The sequence below is a fragment of the Streptomyces sp. NPDC050388 genome, from assembly GCF_040655635.1.
GTDB lineage: Bacteria > Actinomycetota > Actinomycetes > Streptomycetales > Streptomycetaceae > Streptomyces.
Map to the genome: position 1 here is coordinate 1 of NZ_JBFAKH010000258.1, position 1653 is coordinate 1653.

General features: G+C 72.4%; 1 protein-coding gene. It reads left to right on the forward strand.

What is annotated here, in order from left to right; all coding sequences use genetic code 11:
• Positions 1–1653, forward strand: a 1653-nt coding sequence (locus tag AB0I73_RS41200; RefSeq protein ID WP_363045501.1) for a type I polyketide synthase, incomplete at both ends; no start/stop codon positions are given.

Sequence of the window (1653 nt, forward strand, 5' to 3'; positions counted from 1 at the left end):
CGCTTCACTCCCGCCTTCACCGCCCTGCGCCGCAGCCCGCTGCTGGCCGACCTGCCCGATGCCCAGCGCACCACCGAGGCGCCCACCGGCGACCCCGCCGACGGACAAACTCCCGCGCATTCCGTATGGGAAGAGCGGCTTCGAGGTCTGGACGATGCGGATGCCCGGGACGCACTTCGCGAGAGCGTCCGCTCGCACGCCGCGGCCGTACTGGGACACCGCGATGCTTCTGCCATCGCGTCCACGACGGCGTTCCGCGACTTGGGCTTCGACTCGCTCACCGCGGTGGAACTGCGGAACCGCCTCGTCCAGGAGACTGGACTGCAGCTTCCCGCGACCCTGGTATTCGACTACCCGGACGCCGAGAGCCTGGCCGGGCACCTTGTCGAGCACCTGCTGAACCGCACGGATGCCGACAGCGCACCGGCGGTTGTCCGACCGATGCCCGTGGACGACGACCCGGTCGTGGTGGTCGGCATGAGCTGCCGACTGCCAGGAGGTGTCCGCACGCCGGAGGACCTGTGGCAGCTCGTCAGCGACGGGCTCGAAGGCATCACCGGCTTCCCGGTGAACCGGGGTTGGGAGGACATCCCCTTCGGAGACCTGGAGACGGCGGCCGGGTCGTTCGCCCGGGTCGGCGGCTTCCTGCACGACGCCGGGTCCTTCGACCCCGAGTTCTTCGGGATCTCGCCGCGTGAGGCCCTGGCCATGGACCCGCAGCAGCGCCTCGTCCTGGAGGCGTCGTGGGAGACCCTGGAGCGCGCCGGCATCGCCCCGGTCACGCTGCGCGGCAGCCGCACCGGCGTCTTCGTCGGCGGATGCAGCCAGGGGTACGGCGCCGGGGCCCTGGCCAAGGGCGAGGACGGTGTCAGCGGCCAACTCCTGACCGGCACGGCCACCAGTGTCCTGTCTGGTCGTCTGTCCTACGCCTTCGGGCTGGAGGGCCCGGCGGTGACGGTCGACACGGCCTGCTCGTCGTCGCTGGTCGCCCTGCACCTGGCGGCACAGGCGCTGCGCACCGGTGAGTGCGATCTGGCGCTGGTCGGCGGCGTGACGGTGATGTCGACCCCGGCCGGCTTCGTGGAATTCTCCCGCCAGGGCGGCCTGGCCGCCGACGGTCGCTGCAAGTCCTTCTCCGACGCGGCGGACGGCACCGGCTGGTCCGAGGGTGTCGGCGTGCTGCTGGTGGAGCGGCTGTCCGACGCCCGCCGCAACGGCCACCAGGTCCTCGCCGTCGTGCGCGGCTCCGCCGTCAACCAGGACGGCGCGTCCAACGGTCTGACCGCCCCCAACGGCCCCGCCCAGGAACGCGTCATCCGCCAGGCGCTGGCCAACGCGGGTGTCGCGGCGGCGGACGTGGACGTGGTGGAGGCGCACGGCACCGGCACGACGCTGGGCGACCCGATCGAGGCGCAGGCGCTGCTGGCCACCTACGGCCAGGAGCACGACGCGGACCGGCCGCTGTGGCTGGGCTCCCTGAAGTCCAACATCGGCCACACCCAGGCCGCCGCCGGCGTCGCCGGCATCATCAAGATGGTCATGGCCATGCGCCATGACCTGCTGCCGCAGACCCTGCACGTGGACGAGCCGTCGTCGAAGATCGACTGGTCGGCGGGGGCGGTGGAGCTGCTGACCGAGGCCCGCGCCTGGCCG